Consider the following 18,823-nt stretch of genomic DNA (forward strand, 5'->3'; position numbering starts at 1 on the left):
TGCCCGGTGGACCGGCGGTCTAACGGGCGCGCCGCCGGGCCCGCCGGCTCAGACCGCGTCCTCCAGGCGCTCGTGGACGGTGAGGCGGCGGTTCAGGCCCGTCACGCTGAGGGCCTTGCTGACCTGCGAGCGCGGCGAGACCAGGGCGAGGGCGCCGCCGGTGCCGCGGATGGCGGCGTCGTACTCGACCAGGATCGACAGCCCGCTGGAGTCGATGAACGTGAGCCGGCTGAGGTCGAGGACGATCCGGTCGCCGCGCGTCCGGCACGCCGCGCGCAGGTGGCCGCAGAGGTCGTCCATGGACGTGACGTCGAGTTCCCCGCTGAGCGTCAGTACGGTGTGGCGGGCGTGTGAGCGTGTCGTCACCTGCAAGAGCTGCACCTGCACCATCCCCTCCGCGTCGGCCTCGGGCATCGGGCGGTCTCACCCAGTGCGCTACCCGGATACCGGGAACGAGATGCCGTCATGGCGGGACGAAGTCTCAGCCGCCGGCGCGCGCCGCCGTGCCCCCGGAGGCCCCGCGGCCCGCGTCGGCGGCCGCGCCGCCCGCGCCGACCAGGCCGGTCTCGGCCCCGGCCGCCAGCCAGTCGCGCTCGTGGCCGGCCATGACGCGCCGGGCGTGGCGGGTGATGACGGCGGGCAGCAGCGCGCGGGCGGCCTGCATGGCGGGCAGCCACCGCTGCCCGTACACGTGCGGGCGGCGGGCCGCGACGCCGTCCAGGAGCCGGTCGACGGTGGGTTCGAGCGGGTAGGTGCGGTTCGCCGGGAACGGCAGGCCGGCGCGCATCCGGCGCAGCGCCTCGTTCCGGTCGGCGCCGCGCACCATGTCGGTGTCGGTCCAGCTCAGGTAGCCGATGCCGACCCCGACGCCGTGGTGGGCCAGCTCGGCGCGCAGCGAGTGCGCGAACGCCTCCGCGCCCGCCTTGCTGGCGGCGTACGCGGCCATCATCGGGGCGGCGCACAGCGCGGCCAGCGAGGCGACCTGGAAGAAGTACCCTTTGCTCTCGCGCAGGGCGGGGACGAACGCGCGGGCCGTGGCGACGCTGCCGAGCAGGTTGACCTCGACGACGCGGTTGAACGTGCGCGGGTCGGAGTGCTCGACGGGGCCGCCGGTGGCGATGCCCGCGTTGGCGATCACGACGTCGATCCGGCCGAAGTGCTCCGCGACCTCCCGGGCCACCGCGGCGAGCGCGGCGTCGTCGGTGACGTCGGCCTCCCACCAGCGGGCGCCGTTCCCGCACTCCCCGGCGGTCCTCGCCAGCTCGTCCGGCTCCAGGCCGAGCAGGGCGACCCGCCCGCCGCGGCGCGCGATCCCGCGGGCCAGCAGCGCGCCGAGGCCGCGCGCGGCGCCCGTGACCACGACCACCCTGCCGGTGAAGTCCCTGTTCCCGCCCATGCCGGCCGCCTCTCTCGTCGGAATCCGAACGCAGCCTAGAGCATTGGACTACTTGTCAGTAACTCCGGGTCCGGTAGCGTCTGCCTTCATGGACGCGACCGCCCCGCAGTGGGCGCCCGAGCACGAGGTCGGCCCCGAACTGGCGCGGCGGCTGGCGGCCGGGCGCTGGCCGGAGTTCCGCGACGTCCCGATGGAGCCGCTGGCCGCCGGCTGGGACAACACCGTCTTCACCGCGGGCGGCACGTGGGTCTTCCGCTTCCCGCGCCGCTCGATCGCGGTCCCGCTGGCCGCACGGGAGATCGCGGCGTTGCCGGTGCTCGCGCCGCGGCTGCCGCTGCCGGTCCCGGTGCCCGAGTACGTGGCCGAGGACGGCTCGCCGGAGTACCCGTGGCCGTTCTGGGGCGCCCGGCTGGTGCCGGGGCGCGAGCTCGCCGAGGCGGGGCTCCCCGAGGCCGGCCGGGAACGGGCGGCCGCCGGCGCGGGCCGGTTCCTGCGGGCGCTGCACGACCCCGCCCTGCTCGCCGAGCCGGAACTGCGCGGCCTGCCCCGCGACCCGATGCGCCGGGGCGACGCCGCGTTCCGCGCCGGCCGGGCCCGGGCGGAGCTGGACGAGCTGGCGCGGGCCGGGCTCTGGGAGCCGGACCCGGCTGCCGCGGCGCTGCTGGAGCGCGCCCGCGGCGCGCCGCCGCTCGGCGCGGGCGCGGTCTGCCACGGCGACCTGCACGCCCGCCATCTGCTCGTGGACGGCACGGGCGCCGCGTCCGGCGTCATCGACTGGGGCGACCTGTGCGCGGCCGACCCCGCGATCGACCTGTCGCTGGCGTACGGCGGGTTCTCCGGCACGGCGCGCGCCGCGTTCCTGGAGGCGTACGGCGGTGCCCCGAGCCCGGAGCGGGAGCTGGCCGCGCGGGTGCTGGCGCTGTTCGTGTCCGCCGTCCTGGCCCGGTACGCGGCGGCCGAGGGCAACGCCCCGCTGCTCGCCGAGGCGCTCGCCGGCATCGGCCGCGCCACCGCGCCCTGACGGCCGCACCGACCGGCGCTGCCCGGAACCGACCGGCACCGACCGGCGGCCCGGCGTTCAGATCCTGATGTAGGCGCGGACGGTCGTGCCCTCGGGACCGGTGCGCAGCCGCACCAGGTCGGCCAGGTGGTTGACCATGAGCACGCCGCGGCCGCCGCCGGTGCTCAGCCCCACCGGGATCCGCCCGACCAGCGGGTCGGTGATCAGCCCGGCGTCGCGGACCTCGCAGACGACATGGCCGTCCTCCGACCAGATCCGCAGCAGCCCGGTGCCGCCGCCGTGCCGCGCCGAGTTGGCGGCCAGCTCGTTGACCGCCAGCTCCAGATCGCCCGCCCGGCGGGGGCCGAGCCCGAGCTCGGCGGCGGTCCGCAGCACCAGCGCGCGGATCCGGGGGATGGCGTCCAGGTCGAACGGCGTGGGCTCCACGTCGGCCCGCACGGGCAGCGGCTGGTTGCAGTCCTCGATCACCCGGTCGGGCGCGTACCGCTCGCTGGGCCGCTCCCGGCCCCCGTCCCAGATCACCGGATGGGTGGCGTGCGCGTCGGCGATCGCGTCCGCGCCGAGACCCGCGACGTCGTACGGGCACAGGATCGTGGCGTCCCGCCCGGCGAACGCCAGGTTGATCAGCGCCTCGTGCAGCAGGCAGGCGGGGTACTCGGTGGCCGAGCGGCCCGCCCAGATCGGCTCGCCGATGATGCGGACCGGGCCCGCGTGCCGGTCGGCGAACGCCCGCAGCACGCCCGGGATGATCCGGCCCGGGTTGCGCCCGGCCTCGGCCATGTCGAGCCACCGCACGTGCTCGGCCGCGCCGCCGTCCTCCGCGCGCACCGCCGCCCGCAGCGTCTCCAACCGCGCCCCCGGGACGGCCACGGCCACCGGCTCGCCGGCCGCGTACCCGTCCAGCACGAACGGCAGCGTCCCGGCGAGGTATTCGTCCGCGTCGCGGTAGAACAGCGCCGGGTGCGCGAACGTCCCGCCCGGTCCGGTCATCTGGGGCTCCGCGCCGGCGGTTCCGTGCGCACCATCGGGCGAAGCGGATGGTGCAGGGTCATACGTGAAGTCCTCCCCGGCCGGAACGCGGCCTCCATTCTGACCGCTACCCCTCCGGCCGCGCCGAAAAACGAGGGTGCCCGGGCCGCGGGGCAGGCCCGGTCCCCATCTCTACCAGCGAGGATAGCGCCCGGTCAGACCGCGGGCGGGTGACGGGGCTCACCGGGGCCGCGATCACCGGCCACGGGGATCATCGCGGCGTCCACCACGTCGGTGAGCAGATCGCGGCGCCGGTAGGCCGCGCGCTGGCGCTCGGCTCCGGTGCCCCGCTCCAGCAGCTCCCGCATCCCGGCGGCGACGAGACCGAGATCACCCGTCCGGGCGAGGGCGGGCCGCACGTGCGCCAGCAGGTCGCCGGCCAGCGCGCGGAACGGGACGGGCCGGCCGGTCCGGAGGTCGACGCCGTTCCCCGCCAGCCCGTTGCGGGCGGCCAGCCAGTACGCGGCGCGCAGCAGCTCGGGCGGGGGGTCGGGGGCCGGGTCGCCGGCCTCGACGGCGTCCAGGGAGACCTGCACCAGTGCCCGGGTCAGCACGGCGAACAGCACCGACTCGGCCGCCGTCATCGCCACGTCGCCGAGCCGGACCTCCAGCGTGGGCAGCCGCGCGGACGGCCGCACGTCCCAGAAGATCGTCGCGGTGTCCATCAGCGCCCCGCAGCCGAGCAGGGTCTCCACCAGCTCCTCGTAGTGCTCGGGGGAGCGGAAGAACGGCGGCGGGCCCGCGACCGGCCAGCGCGCCCACGACATCACCCGCCAGCAGGCGTGCCCGGTGTCGCGGCCGGCCCAGTACGGGGAGTTGGCCGACAGCGCCAGCAGCACCGGCAGCCACGGCCGCAGATGGTTGCTGACCAGCACGGCGCGCCCCGTGTCGGGCATCTCGACGTGCACGTGGCAGGAGCAGATGCACTGCTCGTCGTCCAGCGCCCGGTAGGTGGCCAGGCTGTCGGCGTACCGCGCGCCCGCGCCGATCGGCGCCGGCAGCAGCTCGCCCAGGACGGGCGTGCCGGTGGCGACCAGCCGCAGCCCCTCGGCGGCGGCGGCCGCGGCCATCGCCGAGCGCATCTCCGCGACCTGCTCGGCCAGCTTGGCCGAGTCGTGGCACGGGCTGGTCTTGGCCTCGCCGAGGAAGTCGATCAGCTCGGTCGAGGCGCGCTCGCCCAGCGTGGCCGACGCCCGTTCCACCACGGCGGGCGCGCGCGGGACGACCTTCCGGGAGCTTGGGTCGGCGACGAAGTACTCTTCCTCGACTCCGAACCTGAGGGCCATCCCCACCACCTGGTGCTCGGGGGCGTCGACGGGGGCCGCGTCTTCGGGGCCACCCCGACGTTACGTGGCGGCGGGCGGGTTCGCATCCCTCCACGGCGGCCGGGCGGGTTCGGCGGGCGTGTCGCGGGCAGGCCGAAAAGCAGTGGAACGGGACGGAACGCCCCCGACGGAAGGAAGGTGGTGGCGATGGCGGACGGCTCGACCGCGCTCGGACTGCTCCTCGTCCTCGGCGCCGTCGCGATCCTGGCGCTCGTCGCCCTGATCTACCTGGGCGGCCGGCGGCAGCGGCCCCCGGACGACTCCACCCGCGCCCGCTGGCGCGGCCGCTGACCGCGAGGAGGCCGGAACGGCGCCGTCCCCCTCCCGGAGTTCGGGAGGGGGACGGCGGTACGGCGGCACGGCGCCGCGCGTCAGTCCGTGACGACGTCGCTCATGATGTCGACGATCAGGGCGAGCACCCCGCCGAGGGCGATGACCCCGGCGCCGGCCCAGAACATGGGCCAGTTCGGGCCGAGGCACAGCGCCACCCCGCTCACGGTGAAACCGATGAAGATCACGGCCACGGCGATCCAGGACTTCGGCCGTCCCGCGTGGCTGCCAGTCGACATGCGTATTTCCCTCTTGTCTGTCTTCGGGGGCGAGGCTACGCCCGAAGATTAGCAATGCCCGGCCGGAACGCGGATCCGGGGTGCCCGGAGCGGCCCGCCTCAGACGAACGCGCCCATGCCGGTGGCGGCACGGCCGACGATCAGCGTGTTGATCTCCCGGGTGCCCTCGTAGGAGTAGAGCGCCTCGGAGTCGGCCACGAACCGGCCGATGTCGTAGTCCAGGACGATCCCGTTGCCCGCCATGAGCTCGCGCCCCCAGCCCACGGTCTCGCGCATCCGGCTGGTGCAGTACGCCTTGGCCAGCGCCGAGTGCTCGTCGCGGTACAGGCCGGCGTCCTGGAGCTGCGCGAGCCGCACGACCATGCCCAGGCAGGCGGTGGCGTTGCCCAGCATCCGCACCAGCAGGTCCTGGACGAGCTGGAACTTGGCGATCGGCCGCCCGAACTGCTCGCGCTCGATCGCGTACCGGCGGGCGATCTCGTACGCGGCCAGCATCACGCCGACCGCCTGCCAGGCGACGCCGCTGCGGGTGCGGCGCAGGATCGCGGCGGTGTCGCGGAACCCCTCCGCGCCCTGGAGCCGGTCGGCCTCGGGCACCCGGCAGTCCGCGAACGTCAGGTCGGCGTTCTGCACGGTGCGCAGCGCGATCTTGTGCTCGATCCTGGTGGCGGTCAGCCCGGGGTTGTCGCCCGCCACCACGAAGCCCTTGACCTTCTCGTCCGCCTCGTCCTTGGCCCAGACCACCAGCAGGTCGGCGAACGTGCCGTTCCCGATCCAGCGCTTGGCGCCGTTCAGGATCCACGTGTCGCCCTCGCGCCGGGCCGTGGTGCGCAGCCCGAGGGAGACGTCCGACCCGCCGCCGGGCTCGGTGAGGGCGAACGCCCCGATCTTCTCCATCCGCCCCATCTCCGGCAGCCACCGCAGGCGCTGGCCCGGCGAGCCGCAGCGCGCGATGCTGCCCATCGCCAGCCCGGAGTGGACCCCGAAGAACGTGGCCATGGACGGGTCCACCCGCGCCATCTCCAGCGCCAGGAACCCGGTCAGCATGCTGCTGGGAGGCTCTCCCGGGCACTCGTCGTAGCCGAGCCCCGCGATCTCCAGCTTCCCGTACTCCGGCACCAGGCCGAACGGGAACTCCGCCCGCGCCCAGTACTCGTTGGCGATCGGCGCGACCTTCTCCTCCAGGAACGCCCGGACGCGCGCGAGGATGTCCTTCTCGCGCGCGTCGAGCAGGTCCTGCATCTGGTAGAGGTCGCCGGGCAGCGGTTCTGGAGTCATGGCCTCCCCCTTCCCGGCGACCCCGCCGGTAACCGGGACCTAGGTCCTACAGCCCTCTCCAGTCCTCTTCGGCCGACCCGGCCCGGACCGTCCCGCTGAACGGGCCCCGGCCGGAGTCGGTGAACACTTGCTCGCCTAACATCCAGGGCATGACGGTGCCGCCTGAAGAACTCGAACTGGCCGCCGCCTTCCCCCCGGCGGAACGCGACCGGTGGCGGGAGATGGTGAGAGGGGTGCTCCGCAAGTCCGGCGTGGCGAGCGACGACACCCCCCTGGAGGAGATCGAGGGTCTGCTGACCCGCGATTCGTACGACGGCGTGCCGGTGGCCGCGCTGTACACGGCCGCCGACGCCGCGCCCGGCAGGCCGGGGCTGGCGCCCCGCCTCCGCGAGGTGCGGCCCGAGGGCGAGGGCCTGGCCGGCTGGGACGTCCGGCAGCGGCACGCCCACCCCGACCCCGCGGCCACCCGCGAGGCCGTCCTCGCCGACCTCGAGAACGGCGCCACCTCGCTGTGGCTGGAGCTGGGCCAGGCGGGCCCGCCCGTGGACGCGCTCGCCGAGGTGCTGCGCGGCGTCCACCTGAACCTCGCGCCCGTCGTCCTGGACGCCGGCGCCGACACCGGGCGGGCCGCCGAGGCGTTCCTCGCGCTGGCCGCCGGGCGCGGGCAGGCCGCCGAGGCCGCCGGCAACCTGGGCGCCGACCCCCTCGGCCTCCAGGCCCGTACCGGGACGGCCGCGCCCCTCGGCGAGGCCGCCGCGCTGGCGGTGCGGTGCGCGCGCGGGTTCCCCCGGATGCGCGCGATCACGGTCGACGCGACCCCGTACCACGACGCGGGCGGCGGCGACGCCGAGGAGCTCGGCGCCGCGATCGCCGCCGGGGTCGCCTACCTGCGCGCGCTCACGGACGCCGGCCTGGGCCTGGACGAGGCGTTCGGGCAGCTGGAGTTCCGGCTCGCCGTCAACGCCGACCAGTTCATGTCGATCGCCAAGCTGCGCGCCGCGCGGCGGCTGTGGGCCCGCGTCGCCGAGGTCTGCGACCCGGCCGGCGCGGCCGGGGACGCGCGGATCGCCCGGCTGCACGCGGTGACCTCGTCGGCGATGATGACCCGCCGCGACCCGTGGGTGAACATGCTGCGCACCACCGTCGCCGCGTTCGCCGCGGGCGTGGGCGGAGCGGACGCCGTCACCGTCCAGCCGTTCGACGCCCGGCTCGGGCTCCCCGACGACTTCGCCCGCCGGATCGCGCGCAACACCCAGACGCTGCTGCTGGAGGAGTCGAGCCTGGCCCGCGTGGTCGACCCCGCGGGCGGGTCCTGGTACGTCGAGCGGCTCACCGAGGAGCTCGCCCAGGCCGCCTGGGCCTGGTTCACCGAGATCGAGAAGGCCGGCGGCCTGGCCGCCGCCCTCGCCTCGGGCCTGGTCGCCGAGCGGCTCGGCGCCACCTGGGCGCGCCGCCGTAAGGACCTCGCGTGCCGCAAGGCCCCGCTGACCGGCGTGAGCGAGTTCCCCAACCTGGCCGAGAAGCTGCCCGAGCGCGCCCCCGCCCCCGCTCCCGCGGGACCCTCGGCGGCGCCGGGCGGGCTGCCCGTCGTCCGGTACGCGCAGGACTTCGAGGCGCTGCGGGACCGCTCCGACGCGCACGCCGAGGCGACCGGCGCCCGGCCCAAGGTCTTCCTGGCCACGCTGGGGCCGATCGCGGTGCACACCGCGCGCGCCTCGTTCGCCGCCAACCTGTTCCAGGCGGGCGGGATCGAGACCGTGAGCGGCGAGCCCGGCGCGTTCGCCGCCTCCGGCGCCGCCGTCGCGTGCCTGTGCTCCAGCGACAAGCTGTACGCCGAGCAGGCCGAGGAGGCCGCCCGCGCCCTCAAGGAGGCCGGAGCGGTGAAGGTCTGGCTGGCGGGTAAGGGTTCCTACGAGGGAGTGGACTCCCACGTCTTCGCCGGATGCGACGCGGTGGACGTCCTGGAGACCACCCTCGACGATCTAGGAGTGAACCGATGATCCCCGACTTCTCCGAGATCGGGCTCGGGACGGCGGCCCCCGCCGGCGAGGCCGCCAAGCGCTGGCGCGCGGCCGTCGCCGACGCCACCGGCCGCGACCCGGACGCCGAGACCTGGGACACCCCCGAGGGCATCGGGGTCAAGCCCCTCTACACCGGCGACGACCTGGCCGGGCTCGACTTCCTGGACACCCTCCCCGGCGTCGCGCCGTACCTGCGCGGCCCGTACCCGGCGATGTACGCCACCCAGCCGTGGACGATCCGGCAGTACGCCGGGTTCTCCACCGCCGAGGAGTCCAACGCCTTCTACCGGCGCAACCTCGCCGCCGGGCAGAAGGGCCTGTCGGTGGCGTTCGACCTGGCCACCCACCGCGGCTACGACTCCGACCATCCGCGGGTGGCCGGCGACGTCGGCATGGCGGGCGTGGCGATCGACTCGATCTACGACATGCGGCAGCTGTTCGACGGGATCCCCCTCGACCGGATGACCGTGTCGATGACCATGAACGGCGCGGTGCTGCCCGTCCTGGCGCTCTACATCGCGGCCGCCGAGGAGCAGGGGGTGAAGCCCGAGCAGCTGGGCGGCACCATCCAGAACGACATCCTCAAGGAGTTCATGGTCCGCAACACCTACATCTACCCGCCGCGGCCGTCGATGCGGATCATCTCCGACATCTTCGCGTTCACCTCGCAGCGGATGCCGAAGTACAACTCGATCTCGATCTCCGGCTACCACATCCAGGAGGCCGGGGCCACCGCCGACCTGGAGCTGGCCTACACCCTCGCCGACGGCGTGGAGTACATCCGGGCGGGCCGCGAGGCCGGGCTCGACATCGACGCGTTCGCGCCGCGGCTGTCGTTCTTCTGGGCGATCGGCATGAACTTCTTCATGGAGGTCGCCAAGCTGCGCGCCGCCCGCCTCCTGTGGGCGAAGCTGGTCAAGGGGTTCGAGCCGCGGAACCCCAAGTCGCTGAGCCTGCGGACGCACTCGCAGACCTCCGGCTGGTCGCTCACCGCGCAGGACGTCTTCAACAACGTCGCGCGCACCTGCGTCGAGGCGATGGCCGCGACGCAGGGGCACACCCAGTCGCTGCACACCAACGCCCTCGACGAGGCGCTGGCCCTGCCGACCGACTTCTCCGCCCGCATCGCGCGCAACACCCAGCTGCTCCTCCAGCAGGAGTCGGGCACCACCCGCACGATCGACCCGTGGGGCGGCAGCGCGTACGTCGAGCGCCTCACCTACGACCTCGCCCGCCGCGCCTGGGGCCACATCCAGGAGGTCGAGGAGGCCGGCGGCATGGCCAAGGCCATCGACGAGGGCCTGCCCAAGCTGCGGATCGAGGAGGCCGCGGCCCGGACCCAGGCGCGGATCGACTCGGGCCGCCAGCCCGTCATCGGCGTCAACAAGTACCGGCCGGACGCCGACGAGAGCATCGAGGTGCTCAAGGTCGACAACGCCTCGGTCCGCGCCCAGCAGATCGAGAAGCTGCGCCGGCTCCGCGAGGAGCGCGACGAGGGCACCACGCGGGCGGCGCTGGACGCCCTCACCAACGCGGCCGAGGCGGCCGAGCGCGGCGACCGGCCGGCCGACCTGGCGCACAACCTGCTCGCCCTGGCCGTGGACGCGGCCCGCGCCAAGGCCACCGTGGGCGAGATCTCCGACGCGCTGGAGAGGTCGTACGGGCGGCATGCCGCGCAGATCCGGACGATCTCCGGCGTGTACCGGGAGGAAGCAGGCAAGGTGAGCGCGATCGAGAAGGCCCGCGCGGCCACCGCGGCGTTCGAGGAGGCCGAGGGCCGGCGGCCCCGCATCCTGGTCGCCAAGATGGGCCAGGACGGCCACGACCGCGGCCAGAAGGTGATCGCCACCGGCTTCGCGGACCTGGGCTTCGACGTCGACGTGGGCCCGCTGTTCCAGACGCCGGCCGAGGTCGCCCGGCAGGCGGTGGAGGCCGACGTGCACATCGTCGGCGTCAACTCGCTGGCCGCCGGCCACCTCACGCTGGTCCCCGCGCTGCGCGAGGAGCTGGCCGCGCTGGGCCGCGACGACGTCATGATCGTGGTCGGCGGGGTCATCCCGCCGCAGGACTTCGACGAGCTGCGCGCCGCCGGCGCGGCCGCGATCTTCCCGCCCGGGACGGTCCTGGCCGACGCCGCCACCGGCCTCCTCGACGACCTCGCGACCCGCCTCGGGCACAAGGCCGCATGATCGGGAACACCGCGTGAGGCCGGGTCTCGACGACTACATCAAGGGGGTGCGGGAGGGCTCCCGGGCGTGGATCGCCCGCGCGATCACGCTCGTGGAGTCCACCCGGCCCGACCACCGGGAGCTGGCCCAGCGGCTGCTGGTGGAGCTGACCCCGCACGCCGGCGGCGCCCGCCGGATCGGCATCACCGGCGTGCCCGGGGTCGGCAAGTCCACGTTCATCGACGCCCTGGGCACCAACCTGACGGGTGCGGGGCACAAGGTGGCGGTGCTGGCCGTCGACCCGTCCTCCACCCGGACGGGCGGCAGCATCCTCGGCGACAAGACGCGGATGCAGCGGCTGGCCGTGGATCCGAACGCCTTCATCCGGCCGTCGCCGACCGCCGGGACGCTCGGCGGCGTGGCCAAGGCGACCCGCGAGGCGATGGTCGTGATGGAGGCCGCGGGCTACGACGTCGTGCTGGTGGAGACCGTCGGGGTCGGGCAGTCGGAGACGACGGTGGCCGAGATGGTCGACTCGTTCCTCTTCCTGACGCTGGCCCGGACGGGCGACCAGCTCCAGGGCATCAAGAAGGGCGTGCTGGAGCTGGCCGACGTCATCGCGGTCAACAAGGCGGACGGGCCGCACGCGATGGAGGCGAAGCGCGCGGCGCGGGAGCTGGCCGGGGCGCTGCGGATGCTGCGCAGCGACGAGCGGGTCCACGACACGCCGGTCCTGACCTGCAGCGCCCTTGACGGCAAGGGGCTGGACACGGTCTGGGAGCACCTGGTCGAGCACCAGGAGCGGCTGGCCGCGGGCGGCGAGCTGGAGCGGCGCCGCCGCCGCCAGCAGGTCGGCTGGACGTGGTCGATGGTCCGCGACCGGCTGCTCACCGAGCTGCGCGAGCACCCCGCCGTACGGGACATGGCGCCCGAGCTGGAACGCGCGGTCGCCGACGGCACGCTGACGCCCGCGCTGGCCGCCGAGCGGATACTGGCCGCGTTCACCCGGTGACGCTCGCCGCGATCCTGTAGAACAGGGTGGATGGACGTCATCCCGCTCGATGATCCGACCGACGAGCAGATCGAGCAGTGGCACGCCGTGCTCGTGGCGGTCCACGCGGCGGAGCCCGCCGGCGACCCCGCGCCCGCCCTAGAGCAGACGGCGCGCCACCTGATGGGCGCCGAGGGCCGATTGTGGGCGGCGTTCGAGGACGGCGCGGCGGTGGCGGTCGCCGAGCTGCGGCTGCCGGGCGGGCGCGGCGCCGACCGGCCGGGGGAGATCGACATCCGGGTCCGGCCGGGCCACCGGCGGCGCGGGCTCGGCACCCGGCTGATGGCGGTGGCCGCCGAGGGGCTGCGCGCCGACGGGCGCGGCAGCGTCATCGCGCAGGTCCTGGCGGGCACGCCCGCCGTCCCGTTCCTGGAGTCGCACGGCTTCGTCTGCGTCCTGACCCTCAGCGGGCTGCTGCTGCGCCTGGACGACCTGCCGCCGCACCGGGTGCCGGAGCTGGTCGCCGCGGGCCCGGCCGGGTACGGGCTGGTCCGCTGGCGCGGCGCCGTGCCGGACGAGTACGCCGACGCGCTGGCCCGTGCCAAGGACGCCATGGCCGACCTCGCCGAGTACGAGGGGCTGCCGTGGGACGCCGCGCGCGTCCGCGAGATGGCCGAGATGGTCGCCAAGCGCGGCGACGACCTCTACACGGTGGCGGCCGTCCAGGGCACCACCGTCGCCGGGTTCACCGAGATCGTCGTCCCGGCGGACGCGCCGGAGCGGGCCGCGCAGTACGACACCGCGGTCGTCCCCGAGCACCGCGGCCGCCGCATCGGGATCTGGGTGAAGGCCGCGATGCTGGAGTGGCTGGCCGCCGAGCGTCCCGAGGTGCGCGAGATCGAGACCGACAACGCCGGCGACAACGCGCACATGCTGGCGGTCAACGAGGAACTCGGGTTCCGCCGCCAGCGCGAGTCGTGCGAGTACCAGGCCGCCGCCGGTGATCTTCCGCCCGGTCCCGGAACGCCGGCCTAGCCCCCTTTCCCGCCCGGCTTTCCCGTCCGGCGCCGCCGGGCGCCGCACGGCCCCGCGGGCGTGCCCGTTCCGCCGGAAAAACGTCTTGCCGTCCACCGCGGAAATCGGCACTCTGAGGTGGGCCTTTCGGAATGCCCGGAAGGTCCCCGCAATTAGCGGGCCATTCTTCCGCCGTTCATTGGCGATCGCCCCGGCGTTCGGCCATTCACGGCGGAGTGGACGGAAAGGAGGTGACCGGTGAACGTACTCGTCCTGAACGCGTCGTACGAGCCGCTGCAGAAAGTCGACCTGCGGCACGCCATCCGCATGCTGGTACGCGAGGTGGCCGTGGTGGAGGAGGCCGAGGAGGGCCGCACCATGGGCCGCTACCCCGTGCCGCGGGTGCTGCGGCTCGTGCGGTACGTGGCGATGCGCTGGCGGCACGGCCGGCGCCCGCCCTGGAGCAAGCGCGGTGTCTACCTGCGCGACCGCGGCCTGTGCGGCTACTGCGGCCGGCGCGGTCACACCATCGACCACATCATGCCCCGCTCGCGGGGCGGCGCCGACTCCTGGGAGAACACCGTCCTGGCCTGCGGCAGGTGCAACAACCGCAAGGGCGACCGCACCCCGGCCGAGGCCGGCATGCGACTGGGCGCCCGCACCCGCGTCCCCCGCTGGGAGGACCTGGTCGGCCACTGAGCCGGCCGCGCTCCCCGGCCGTCCCCTCGCCGCCCTGCCCGCCTCCCCGCCCGTTCCGGGTGAGTCACCTCACAACCCCGGCCCCCTCCGGCGCCGTGGTCACGCCCCCTGCCCGCCGCGCCGCCGGCAGGGGGCGCGCGCGTGATATGCGCGTGATCCGGGCGCCTGGCGCTCCGCTTCATATTGAGATAAGGCCCTCTTTCGGTAGTTTTAAGGTGACTCTGCGTATTGACCTGAGTATCGCAAGTCAAATACGGGTCTGTGGTAGCGTGCCGCCAATCTTGCTGGATGGTGCTAAGGAGAAAGCAGTGGCGGCCCACGATCCCGACGGCGGGAAGCGCGACTCCTTCCGTACCCGCACGGCCCGGCGCGCCGTCGCCGTCGCGGCCCTGGCGGCGATCACGGCCGCGCTGCCGCAGGCCGCGGGCAGCGCGGCCGAGCCGAAGAAGGACCCGGCGAAGGAGCTGGCCAAGCTCGAGAAGCGGGCCGCCGCCCTCTCCAAGGAGTACCGCGGCGAGCTGATCACGCTGGAGGAGGCCAAGAAGGCCGCCAAGCGCGCCAAGGCCGACGCCGAGCGGCTCGGCCGCGAGTACGAGACCGTCCGCAGCGACGTCAGCCGGATCGCCGCCTCCACCTACATGAGCGGCCGGATGGACACCATCCCGCTGGTCACCGCCGGCGACCCGAACGCCGCCGTCCGGGACGCCGCCGTCCTGGAGCACCTGTCCCGCAACAACGGCCGGCGCGTCCAGGACCTGCGGAAGCTGTCCACCCAGGCCGCCGAGTCCCGGCGGACGGCCGGCGCCAAGGTCGACCAGGTCCGCAAGGAGATCGAGGACCTGGAGAGCCAGCGCACCCGCGTCCGCAAGCTGATGGCCAAGTACAAGCCCGAGACCCCGTCCTCGGGCGGCGGCGGCTCCTCCGGCCGGCCCGACGGGGTGAGCGGCGGCACCAAGTCGACCATCACCGGCAACTCGATGACCGCCCGCATGCGCACGGTCCTCAACGCCGTCGACTCCAGGTTCGGCCCGTTCCCCGCCATCGGCTGCGCCCGCCCCGGCGACCCGCAGGACCACGGCTCCGGCCGGGCCTGCGACTTCATGGAGAGCACCGGCGGCCAGATGCCGAGCGCCTCCGCCCGCGCCCACGGCGACGCCGTCGCCCAGTACGTCATCGACAACGCCTCCCGGTTCGGGATCAAGTACGTGATCTGGCGCCAGCGCATCTACGACATGCGCGGCAGCGGCGGCTGGCGGCAGATGGAGGACCGCGGCAGCGTCACCCAGAACCACTACGACCACGTCCACGTCTCCGTCCTCTGAACGCGGGTAGGCCGCGGGCATGGCCTATGACATCGAGCGCCCCTACGGGCCGCTGATCGAGACGACCGTGCGGGTGGCGACCTGGAACACCTGGGCCCGGTACGGACCGTGGCAGGACCGCGAGCGCGGGCTGCTCGCCGCGCTCCTGGCCGCCGATCCCGACGTCCTGGTGCTGGTGGAGGCGTGGGAGGACGAGGAGTCGTCCCAGGCCGGGCGGCTCAAGGGCGCGCTCGGCCTGCCCCACCACGTGTACGGGGGCGCCCCCGAGTCCGGCATCGCGATCCTGTCCCGCTGGCCGCTGAGCGGCCGGGAGGAGCGCCGCCTCGGCGACCCCGCAGGGAAGATGTGGGACTCGGGGCACGCCCTGTACGCGCGCGCCGCGGGGCCGCGCGGCCCGATCGAGGTGATCGGCGCCGGGCTGGGCTGGAAGCTGGGCCACAGCGCCCAGCGCCAGGATCAGGTGCGCGACCTGGGCGCGTTCGCGCGCGAGGCCGCCGGCGCCCAGGGCCCGCTGGTGGTGGCCGGCGACTTCAACGCCGACCCCGGCAGCGACGAGATCCGCGCCCTCACCGGGCGGGCCGCCGTGGTGGCGCCCGGCCTGGTCTTCTACGACGCCTGGGAGACGGCCGGGGACGGCACGCCCGGGCACACCTGGGCGCGCGCCAACCCCTGGACCGAGCCGGTGCTGTGGCCCGACCGCAGGATCGACTACGTCTTCTCGGCCTGGCCGCGCGCGGGCGGCGCCGGGCACCCGGTGCACTGCGAGCTGCTCGGCACCGAGCCGGCCGACGGCGTCCCGCCCTCCGACCACTACGGGCTGGCCGCCGACCTCCGCTACTGAACCGGGACCGGTGTCCCGCCGCCCGCCGACCGGATCGCCGCCTCGACGACCTCCAGCCCGGTGATGGCGTCCGCGAGCGCGACCGGAGGGGCGCCGTCGCCGCGCAGCGCCCGCGCGACCCCGGCGTAGAAGTCCTGGTACGCGCCCGGCTCGGTGGGCTCGGGCCGGCCGGCCGCCGGGGTGCCGAGCCGCCCGTACGCCTCGGGCGGCACCTGCCCCCAGCCCGGGTCCTTGGGCGTGCGGCCCGCGCGCAGCTCGTCCTCCTGCGGGTCCATCCCGGAGACGGTGTAGCCGGCGGCCGAGCCGAGCACCCGGAACCGCGGCCCGAGCTGCGCCGCGGTCGCGCTCATCCACAGGTGCGAGCGCGCTCCGCCGGGGTGGGCGAGGGCGACGAAGACGTCGTCGGGCGCGACCGCCCCGGACCGGCGCACGTCGATCTCGGCGTACACCCGCTCCGGCGGGCCGAGCAGCGTGACCGCCTGGTCGATGAGGTGCGAGCCCAGGTCGTACAGGATCCCGCCCGCGTCGCGCGGGTCGGAGCTCTCCTTCCAGCCCGGCTTGATCTCCGGCCGCCAGCGCTCGAACCGCGACTCGAACCTCTGGACGGTCCCGAGCTCCCCTTCACGCACGAGCCGCCGCACCGTGCGGAAGTCGCCGTCCCAGCGCCGGTTGTGGAACGGGATCACCGGCAGCCCGCGGACCGCCGCCAGCGCCGCCAGCGACCGCGCCTCGGCGGCCGTGGGCGCGACCGGCTTGTCCACGACGACCGGCAGGCCGGAGGTGAGCGCGGTCCGGGCCAGCGGCACGTGCTGCCGGTTCGGCGCGGTGACCACGACCAGGTCGTACGCCTCGGGCGACTCCCAGAGCCGGTCGGCGCTCTCCAGGACCCGCGCGTCCGGATGGCGGCGCCGCACCGCCTCCCGCCGTTCGGGATTCCCGGTCACCACGGCCTCCAGCCGCAGGTCCGGGACCGAGGCGATCAGCGGCGCGTGGAAGACCGCGCCCCCGGTGCCGTAGCCGATGAGTGCCACCCGCAATGCCATGCACCGATCATCGCGGATGGTCCCGACCAGCACGAACGCCGGGGGTGCCGGTGGCCGTCAGTCGAACAGGTCGGGCTGCTCCCGGGTGATCTGGTCGTACAGCGGCTGGTAGTTGATCCAGCCGACCAGGTCGTTGCCGATCTGCCCGTGCGTCAGCACCGCGTTCTCGTGCTCGATCGGCACCGGGGTCCCGGCGGCCTTGGCCAGCAGCTGCACCTGGCAGGAGCGCTCCATCGTGATGAACCACCAGGCGGCGGCGTCCACGGTGTCGCCGACGGTCAGCAGCCCGTGGTTGCGCAGGATCACCGCCTTGTTGTCCCCGAGGGCCGCCGCGATGCGCTTGCCCTCCTCCAGGTCGGTCACCACGCCGGTGTAGTCGTCGAACACGCCGTGGTCCTGGTAGAACGCGCACACGTCCTGCGTGATCGGCTCCAGCGGCTGCCCGAGCGCCGACAGCGCGCGGCCGTAGGTGGAGTGGCTGTGCGCCGCCGCCACCGCGTCCGGCCGGGCCTGGTGGATCTGGGAGTGGATGGCGAACGCGGCCTCGTTCACCGGGTAGCGGCCCTCCACCACCTGGCCCTGGTGGTTCACCAGGATCAGGTCGCTGACCTTGATGTGCTTGAACGACATCCCGAACGGGTTGACCCAGAAGTGGTCGGCGCGCTCGGGGTCGCGGGCGGTGATGTGCCCGGCCACGCCCTCCTCGAAGCCGAACTTCCCGAAGATCCGCAGCGCCGCCGCGAGCCGCTCCTTGCGGTGCCGGCGCTCCTCCTCCACGGTGGCGAACGTCTCCGGCAGCCGGAAGATCAGGTCGGTGGGCAGCTTCTCGAGGAACTCTTCCTCTTCCTGGGACATGGGCGCTCCTTGGATCGTGCCTCTTCACCGGGTTGTCCGTCTTCACCAAACAGCGTCCGCCCCTTGGTCGTCTAGGCTGGATCAGGTCAACCCGGGCGGCGGCGGTTGTCCCGTGCGGACAAGGGAGGGCGGATGCAGGACATCGACGCCTTCCTGCGCCTGGTCGTCGAGCGCGCCGACGACCCCGCGCTCCTGGAGTCCACGGTACGGGCGGCGCGTAGCCGCTCCGAGCTGGTCGCCGCGCTGCCGGAGGAGGAGACCCGGCGGCACACCCGCGCGCTGGTGCGCGGGGTGCTCGCGGCGCTGCGCGAGGGCGGCGAGCCGGGCGGCGAGGTGCTGGCCGCGGCCGAGCGGCTCGGCGCCGACCGGGCGCGGCAGGGCGTCCCGGTCGCGGCGCTCCTGGACGGCTTCCAGGCCGGCCGCTCCCACCTGGTCGGCCTGCTGATCGAGCAGGGCCGGCGGCTGCGGGTCCCGGCCGACGTGCTGCTGGACGGCGTCACCCGGATCGACGAGATCAACACCGCGCTCGTCCACCGGATGGTGCACGCCCACCGGATCGCCGAGCTGGAGACGGCCCGCACCACCCGGGAGGGGCACGTCCAGACGCTGCGCCGGCTGCTGCACGGCGAGCCGGCGGCCGTCCGCCCGCCGCTGGACCCCGGCGCCGCGTACCACTGCGTGGTGTCCGACGTCAGCGACCCCGCCGTCGCGAGCCGGCTGGAGAGCGCCCTGGCCGCCGGCGGCCCCGCCCTGTGCGGGCTGGTGGACGGGCGGCTCGCCGCGCTGGTCACCCGGCTGCCCGAGCTGCGGGACGGGCCGCTGATGGTGGCCGCGCCCGCCGACCGCCCCGCCGCGATCGCCCCGCTCTACCGGCTCGCCCGCCGCGCCCTGGAGGCCGCCGCCGCGTCCGGCCTGACCGGGCTGCGGCCGCTCACCGACCTCGCGCTGGTCACGGTGACCGCGGCGGAGCCGGAGCTGGGGCGGCTGCTGGCCGCCCGGCTGCTGGGCGGGCTCGACCCGGCCGACCCGTTCCACCGCGAGCTGGCCGAGACCGTCCTGGCGCTGCTCGACCACGGCGGCCGGATCGACCCGACGGCCGCCGCCCTGCACGTCCACGGCAACACCGTCAAGTACCGGCTGCGCCGCTTCCAGGAGCTGACCGGCGGAAACCCGGCCGCGGCGGAGAACGCCGTCGCGCACGGCGCCCACTGGTGGTGGGCGCTGCGCGAATGGATCGCCCGGCCGCCATGA

General features: G+C 74.8%; 18 protein-coding genes. 10 read left to right on the forward strand and 8 right to left on the reverse strand.

Translation table 11 applies throughout. The features are described from left to right. Positions 1 to 48 precede the first annotated feature (48 nt). Positions 49 to 414, reverse strand: coding sequence for an STAS domain-containing protein (locus ACA361_RS34920; RefSeq protein WP_375019262.1), 366 nt, complete (start codon positions 412 to 414; stop codon positions 49 to 51). A 67-nt stretch (positions 415 to 481) separates the two neighbouring features. Next, positions 482 to 1,396 (reverse strand): SDR family oxidoreductase, encoded by a 915-nt coding sequence (locus ACA361_RS34925; RefSeq protein WP_375019264.1) that lies wholly within the window; start codon positions 1,394 to 1,396, stop codon positions 482 to 484. 88 nt (positions 1,397 to 1,484) lie between these two features. On the opposite strand from ACA361_RS34925, the gene ACA361_RS34930 reads away from it, so the two are divergent. Then, positions 1,485 to 2,417 carry a phosphotransferase gene (locus ACA361_RS34930; RefSeq protein ID WP_375019266.1) on the forward strand — a complete coding sequence of 311 codons (933 nt, stop codon included), beginning with the start codon at positions 1,485 to 1,487 and terminating at the stop codon, positions 2,415 to 2,417. A 57-nt stretch (positions 2,418 to 2,474) separates the two neighbouring features. Here ACA361_RS34930 and ACA361_RS34935 read toward each other — a convergent pair whose 3' ends face one another. Continuing rightward, positions 2,475 to 3,407, reverse strand: a complete 933-nt coding sequence (locus ACA361_RS34935) for an anti-sigma factor RsbA family regulatory protein (protein ID WP_375019268.1) — start codon at positions 3,405 to 3,407, stop codon at positions 2,475 to 2,477. Positions 3,408 to 3,601: 194 nt separating this feature from the next. Continuing rightward, complete coding sequence (locus ACA361_RS34940; RefSeq protein ID WP_375019269.1) at positions 3,602 to 4,732, reverse strand: glutamate--cysteine ligase; 1,131 nt, start codon at positions 4,730 to 4,732, stop codon at positions 3,602 to 3,604. A gap of 186 nt (positions 4,733 to 4,918) precedes the next feature. Here ACA361_RS34940 and ACA361_RS34945 point away from each other — a divergent pair, with 186 nt between their 5' ends. Next, positions 4,919 to 5,062, forward strand: a complete 144-nt coding sequence (locus ACA361_RS34945; RefSeq protein ID WP_375019271.1) for a hypothetical protein — start codon at positions 4,919 to 4,921, stop codon at positions 5,060 to 5,062. An 80-nt stretch (positions 5,063 to 5,142) separates the two neighbouring features. On the opposite strand, the gene ACA361_RS34950 is transcribed toward ACA361_RS34945, so the two are convergent. Together ACA361_RS34950 and ACA361_RS34955 are read right to left on the reverse strand one after the other, a co-directional pair. Further along, positions 5,143 to 5,340 (reverse strand): HGxxPAAW family protein, encoded by a 198-nt coding sequence (locus tag ACA361_RS34950; RefSeq protein WP_375019273.1) that lies wholly within the window; start codon positions 5,338 to 5,340, stop codon positions 5,143 to 5,145. A gap of 99 nt (positions 5,341 to 5,439) precedes the next feature. Next, entirely contained in the window at positions 5,440 to 6,618 is a 1,179-nt protein-coding gene (locus ACA361_RS34955) for an acyl-CoA dehydrogenase family protein (protein ID WP_375019275.1), read from the reverse strand. 149 nt (positions 6,619 to 6,767) lie between these two features. Between ACA361_RS34955 and ACA361_RS34960 the strand changes: the two genes are divergently transcribed. From ACA361_RS34960 to ACA361_RS34990, 7 genes are all read left to right on the forward strand, one after another. Then, on the forward strand, positions 6,768 to 8,618 hold the full coding sequence (locus ACA361_RS34960) for a methylmalonyl-CoA mutase family protein (RefSeq protein ID WP_375019277.1): 1,851 nt from the start codon (positions 6,768 to 6,770) through the stop codon (positions 8,616 to 8,618). Then, positions 8,615 to 10,828: a methylmalonyl-CoA mutase gene (gene scpA / locus ACA361_RS34965; RefSeq protein WP_375019279.1), complete on the forward strand. Its 2,214-nt coding sequence runs from the start codon at positions 8,615 to 8,617 to the stop codon at positions 10,826 to 10,828. The genes ACA361_RS34960 and scpA overlap by 4 nt, the downstream gene beginning before the upstream one ends. Positions 10,829 to 10,841: 13 nt before the next feature. After that, the gene (meaB, locus tag ACA361_RS34970; protein ID WP_375019280.1) at positions 10,842 to 11,819 is read left to right on the forward strand and encodes a methylmalonyl Co-A mutase-associated GTPase MeaB; all 978 of its coding nucleotides are present in this window, start codon (positions 10,842 to 10,844) and stop codon (positions 11,817 to 11,819) included. A gap of 30 nt (positions 11,820 to 11,849) precedes the next feature. After that, positions 11,850 to 12,833 carry a GNAT family N-acetyltransferase gene (locus ACA361_RS34975; protein ID WP_375019282.1) on the forward strand — a complete coding sequence of 328 codons (984 nt, stop codon included), beginning with the start codon at positions 11,850 to 11,852 and terminating at the stop codon, positions 12,831 to 12,833. Between the two features lie 237 nt (positions 12,834 to 13,070). Continuing rightward, positions 13,071 to 13,511, forward strand: coding sequence for an HNH endonuclease (locus tag ACA361_RS34980; protein ID WP_375019284.1), 441 nt, complete (start codon positions 13,071 to 13,073; stop codon positions 13,509 to 13,511). Between the two features lie 308 nt (positions 13,512 to 13,819). Continuing rightward, complete coding sequence (locus ACA361_RS34985) at positions 13,820 to 14,833, forward strand: hypothetical protein (protein WP_375019285.1); 1,014 nt, start codon at positions 13,820 to 13,822, stop codon at positions 14,831 to 14,833. A 19-nt stretch (positions 14,834 to 14,852) separates the two neighbouring features. Next, the gene (locus ACA361_RS34990) at positions 14,853 to 15,674 is read left to right on the forward strand and encodes an endonuclease/exonuclease/phosphatase family protein (RefSeq protein WP_375019287.1); all 822 of its coding nucleotides are present in this window, start codon (positions 14,853 to 14,855) and stop codon (positions 15,672 to 15,674) included. Here ACA361_RS34990 and ACA361_RS34995 read toward each other — a convergent pair. Together ACA361_RS34995 and ACA361_RS35000 are read right to left on the reverse strand one after the other, a co-directional pair. Further along, positions 15,668 to 16,717, reverse strand: a complete 1,050-nt coding sequence (locus ACA361_RS34995) for a Gfo/Idh/MocA family oxidoreductase (RefSeq protein ID WP_375019289.1) — start codon at positions 16,715 to 16,717, stop codon at positions 15,668 to 15,670. The two genes, ACA361_RS34990 and ACA361_RS34995, sit on opposite strands and share 7 nt — an antisense overlap. 57 nt (positions 16,718 to 16,774) lie before the next feature. Next, on the reverse strand, positions 16,775 to 17,572 hold the full coding sequence (locus ACA361_RS35000; protein ID WP_375019291.1) for a class II aldolase/adducin family protein: 798 nt from the start codon (positions 17,570 to 17,572) through the stop codon (positions 16,775 to 16,777). Between the two features lie 132 nt (positions 17,573 to 17,704). Between ACA361_RS35000 and ACA361_RS35005 the strand changes: the two genes are divergently transcribed. Beyond that, positions 17,705 to 18,823, forward strand: a complete 1,119-nt coding sequence (locus tag ACA361_RS35005; protein ID WP_375019293.1) for a helix-turn-helix domain-containing protein — start codon at positions 17,705 to 17,707, stop codon at positions 18,821 to 18,823.

Source organism: Actinomadura sp. 21ATH, assembly GCF_041951345.1.
Lineage (GTDB): Bacteria > Actinomycetota > Actinomycetes > Streptosporangiales > Streptosporangiaceae > Spirillospora.